The organism is Oikeobacillus pervagus (assembly GCF_030813365.1).
Lineage (GTDB): Bacteria > Bacillota > Bacilli > Bacillales > DSM-23947 > Oikeobacillus > Oikeobacillus pervagus.
Window position 1 is genome coordinate 1 of the sequence record NZ_JAUSUC010000085.1, and the last position, 5268, is coordinate 5268.

A 5268-nucleotide genomic window follows, 5' to 3' on the forward strand; every position below is an offset into this window, starting at 1 on the left:
TTTTTTCATCTAATAAGTGAAAAAGAGAATTCCACTGAAAAGCCGGTAAGTCAGCATTTCAGTGGAATTTTGTATTTGTCGGTGAATAATCTAGGTTAAATATAAGTTTAACATTTTCAGCTTTTTTGGGTACAATTTCAAGTACTTTATTTATACTTTGATATCCAAGCACTCGTCCACCATTCCACTTTCCTTCTCTTGCCCTTTGCGTCATTCCCATTTGGACGTTCTCAGCAAGATCCTCTCTTTGGTACTGAGCAACAGCCGAAAGAATATTGAACTGTAAATTGGCGGAAGGTGTACCATACTCACCTTCTTTTATAGAAATAAATTTAATATTTGAATCGTGTATTTGTTCAACAAGTGAAAGTGAATCAGATAAATCCTGCTTAATCGTGATACCTTGTAAGTGATAACTGCATCTAAAACTCCTTTATTAACATCGTGCATCATACGATTTAATTCTTTTTCTATTAGTTGATTTTGCACTGATTCCTTCATCAACATAAAACCTTAAATCAACGTTTTTTCCATAGCGTCAACGGGTTTCTTGGACACCTCTTTTTTTTGTCTATCCAGTGAATACCCATGTTCTGACTGGAATAATACAAGTAGGATTAGAACATAAGTTACCTGAATGTATAGCCATCTAATCCAATCGATATTCGAGAAATGATTAAATAATAATGCACAAAAGAAGTGGGCAATAATTGCCCACTCTCCAATGAAATAAGCAACCGATGGTATAACATGTTTACCTAGTATTCTTGGAATCCTCAAAATTAAATTAGGTGAATGTAATTCCCTTATTGTTTTTAGAGCGGGCACTAGTTGCCCGTTTATTTATTTCTTTAACTGTACTTTATAGGGTTTAATCACTAATGTAATATCTTCGGTTGCTAAGTTTATTTCCGCAGCTATTTCTCCTTTTAAGTAACTTAAAAGCCCTTCCTGATACGCCTTCAAATGTACCCTAGCCAGTTCTTGACCACGTTTATCATAAAAAGCAATAGAATCATCTAATTGAATATCTCGCATACCGAACAAAGGGTAGTAAACAAACTCATCATCAAACTTAAAATTAAAAGGGTTTAATGTTTGTATGAAACAATTAAAACAAGAATAAACCTTGATTTCATCTTTTGAACCTACAAAGGCTTCAGTAATAACACTGTTACAGAAATTACAATTAAACATCGAACATTCACCCTTTCAATTCTTTAATAGCAAAATAACAATGAGTAAAAAGAGTGATTATGGATGGGTTGCAACTTCTCTCCTTTCAAAAAATAATATGAAAATGGTAGAGATGAAATAAATGATTTCTACTCATCTCAATAGAAAGTATGAGGGGAATGTTTTAAGGGCCTATTACGAATCGAGAAACCGGGTCAGTCTGTCAGAAGGACGGCCCTATGCTACCCGAAGGGCTTTAAAATCAAAATGGGAAAGTTTACCATTTGGATTGACATACCCGGGGCTCGAATATTAACAAGTCGAATAAGAAACTGATACCTAGTAGGGCCAGAAAAATTTTACTATTTTCCTTTCCCATAGGAGAAACTATTAAAAGAAATTAAGGTTTTACCTTTAATCTATATACAGTGTTATAGCTATTGTGGACATAATAAAAACTGGTAAAATAGACTTAGTGAACTCGTTTATATGGGGGCTAGTAATATGGATTTTAAAATGGTAGATAATAAGGGGGAAAATACCCTTGTTAATATGCTCAAAGCTGAAATAAAGGCTGGTTCTAAAATTGCGATTGCATCTGCATATTTTAGTTTGTTTGCATACAATGAATTAAAAGAGGAATTGGAAAAGAGCAAGGAATTTCGCTTCTTATATACAAAGCCTACCTTTTATAAAAAGGAAGCTGATTTAAAAAGACAATACAAGATTAGTCAGAACCGTGATGTAGCTGCAGAACAGCCTAGGTTCGACGGTAACTCATTTGAAATCCAGCTTCGAAATAAAATGATATCCAATCATATTGCGGCTGAAGCAACAAAGTGGATAAAGGACAAAGCGCAATTTAAAACAATTATCGGAGAAACCCAATTCCCAAAAGAACTTCTTATTGAACAAGCAAATGGGAAGGAAAGTCTATATTTACAATCGGAAATTGAATTCACAGCGGACGGACTTGGTATTACAGAGTCCAATCGGTTTGCTAGTTTTCCAGTCGTGTTAAACCAACCAGAATTGATCAAACAATCTATGAAAGAGTTTGAACAAATATGGAACGACGAAGAAAACGTCAAGGATGTAACGAATGAGGTGCTTAAACAACTTAAACTTATCTATAAAGAAAACTCTCCTGAATGGCTGTATTTCGTCACACTATACAATATTTTTTCCAATGAATTAGATAGTCTTGACGGAGAAAAAATCATCAAAGAAGGAACAAATTTTAAAAATACAGTCATATGGAATAAGCTGTATCCCTTCCAACGTGATGGAGTAGTTGGTATTATTGACAAAATTGAGAAACATAACGGTTGTATCCTTGCTGACAGTGTTGGACTTGGAAAGACATTCTCTGCCCTTGCTGTCATTAAATATTATGAACTTAGAAATGACCGTGTCCTTGTTCTAAGTCCGAAAAAACTACGTGATAATTGGACAGTTTACACGCAAAATGATAAAAGAAATGTGCTGATTGATGACCGTTTTAATTATGATGTGTTGAATCATACTGACCTTAGTCGTGATGGTGGATACTCTGGTGAAATCAATCTCGATACAGTTAACTGGTCTAATTATGACCTTGTTGTCATTGATGAATCCCATAATTTCCGTAACAACAACCCACGAAAAGATCGGTTGACGAGATACCAAAAACTAATGCAGGAGATTATTAAAAAGGGTGTAAAGACAAAGGTGCTTCTTCTTTCTGCTACGCCAGTTAATAATAAAATGAGTGATATTAAAAATCAAATCGCTTTTATTACTGAAGATCGAGATAATGCGCTAGCAGATGATGGCATTGAATCAATTGAATATACATTAAGAATGGCACAAACTGTTTTCAATCGTTGGTCAGAATTACCAAGTGAAAAGCGAACAACAGAAAATTTTCTCGACATGGTTGACCCAGATTACTTCCAATTGCTTGACTTACTTACTATCGCCAGGAGTAGGAAACATATTGAAAAATATTATGGAGTAGAAGACATTGGTGAATTCCCAGAACGGCTGAAACCTGATAATAAGAAAGCTGATATCGATAACCGTAAGGAATTCTTAGAGATGGATGAGATAAATGAGCTAATTGAAGCCTTGACATTTGGCATCTATAAACCAATGAATTATATTCTACCTGCAAAAAGAAAGCATTATGAGGAGCTTTATGATACAAAAATTGGCCGCGGTTCTGGAGTATTTAGGCAGACTGACCGTGAATCCGCTGTCGCAGCATTAATGAAAGTTAACATATTCAAGCGTTTGGAAAGTTCTATACATTCCTTCAACCAAACACTCGAAAGGCTAGTTAACAGGTTAGAAGAAACAATTAATTTACTCAAAAGTAATAGTCAACACACGATGAATTCTTTTGTTGCAGCAGATATGGAAGATATGGATGACGATATGCTAAAAGGATTGATTCAGAAAAAAATAGAGAATCCAATCAATCCTGATAACAAAAAAATTATCATCTTTTCAGCATTTGCTGATACAGCGAAATACTTATACGAACAATTAGCGGACGAACTGCGACGAATGGGCTTACATACAGCACTTGTAGTAGGTTCAGGAAACAATAAAACAACATTGAAAAGTATAAAAACAAAAGACATTAATGATATTTTGATTAATTTTTCGCCAATTTCAAAAGAACGTGAGAAAATAATTGATAATATACACGAAGAAATTGATATATTGATTGCAACAGATTGCATTTCTGAAGGACAAAACTTACAGGACTGTGACTATTTGATCAATTATGATATTCATTGGAATCCAGTCCGAGTCATTCAACGCTTTGGGAGAATTGACCGAATCGGTTCACGCAATAAATATATTAAACTCGTTAACTTTTGGCCGAATATGGATATTGATGAATATATCAATCTAGAAAATCGAGTGAAAGGACGAATGAAGATATTGAGCACTTCTGCAACGGGAGAAGAGGACATACTCGATATATCAAGTAAGGAAATGAACGATATAGAATATCGCCGGAATCAGTTAAAACAACTACAAGATGAGGTTGTCAATCTTGAAGATGTTTCAGGCGCAATATCCATTACTGATTTAACGTATGCTGAATTTAAAAGTGATTTAAGTGCCGTATTGAAAGAACATGGGCATGACTTGCAGAGGGCTCCAAAAGGTATGTATGCACTGACAACAAATAAAGGGTTTAAAGATGCAAAGCCAGGGGTTATTTTCTGCTTCCGTCAAACAGCTGATTTTGATATGACAAACAACAGTCTCGCACCTTACATTTTATTATACTTAACAGAAGAAGGAAAAGTTCACCTACATTATACAAATGCAAAAAAGATACTTGATTATTATCGAAAACTATCACTTGGTTTAAAGGAACCGTTCACTAACTTAGTTAAACAATTCAATGAAGAGACTAGTGATGGTGAAAATATGGAGCAATATACTAATTTGTTGCGACAATCCATTAATATTGTAAAGGACAAGACTGAAAATGATGCATTTGACAGTTTCTTTACTCCCGGTGGGACTTCTATGCAGACGGAGATGGACCTAGACTTCGATGAGTTAGAAATAATCTCTTTTCTCATCATTAAGGGGGAGCCATGATGGAAGAAAAAGAAATACTAAAGGCACTTGAACTGCCCAAAGAAACACATGTCTTGCGTACTTTTCCATTTAATAGATTGGCACCTAGATTTACGGTGAATGATAAAAAGTTTTTTCAGGAAGTAGTGGAAACCCATGGAGTACGTCTTCTTGCAACGATTAACACTAAAACAACGAACATTCCTGTATATGAAGATGCTGAAACTGTTTATCAAGAAATACACCTTTTTCAAATAAAGGTGAAAAATCTGAAATGGACAGAGCGGATTTACAGAATACTAGCGGAGGCTATGCCCTATCCTCTGTTCATACGATTTGTTGCAGGTTATAAAACTAAATGGATAGGGGCTATTCATCAAAAGGTTGCAAAAACTGGTTTACTTAAAATCTCAACTTTCGCAGAGTGATATCGGCAAATAAGCCTTGATATAACTAGGAAGGCCATCGATCCACTGTTCGAGTTGACTTTGAATTAATGTTTTG

At 34.9% G+C, this 5268-nt stretch carries 4 protein-coding genes; 2 read left to right on the forward strand and 2 right to left on the reverse strand.

Annotated features, from left to right (window positions below; genetic code table 11):
* Positions 1 to 58 precede the first annotated feature (58 nt).
* Positions 59 to 400, reverse strand: coding sequence for a recombinase family protein (locus J2S13_RS16970; RefSeq protein WP_370874058.1), 342 nt, complete (start codon positions 398 to 400; stop codon positions 59 to 61).
* Positions 401 to 843: 443 nt separating this feature from the next.
* A complete protein-coding gene (locus tag J2S13_RS16415) occupies positions 844 to 1197 on the reverse strand; it encodes a hypothetical protein (RefSeq protein WP_307258923.1) in 354 nt (117 codons plus the stop codon).
* Positions 1198 to 1680: 483 nt separating this feature from the next.
* Here J2S13_RS16415 and J2S13_RS16420 point away from each other — a divergent pair, with 483 nt between their 5' ends.
* Both J2S13_RS16420 and J2S13_RS16425 read left to right on the forward strand, forming a co-directional pair.
* Entirely contained in the window at positions 1681 to 4785 is a 3105-nt protein-coding gene (locus J2S13_RS16420; protein WP_307258924.1) for a helicase-related protein, read from the forward strand.
* Positions 4785 to 5192, forward strand: coding sequence for a DUF4391 domain-containing protein (locus tag J2S13_RS16425; protein WP_307258925.1), 408 nt, complete (start codon positions 4785 to 4787; stop codon positions 5190 to 5192). The genes J2S13_RS16420 and J2S13_RS16425 overlap by 1 nt, the downstream gene beginning before the upstream one ends.
* The last annotated feature ends 76 nt before the right edge of the window (positions 5193 to 5268 follow it).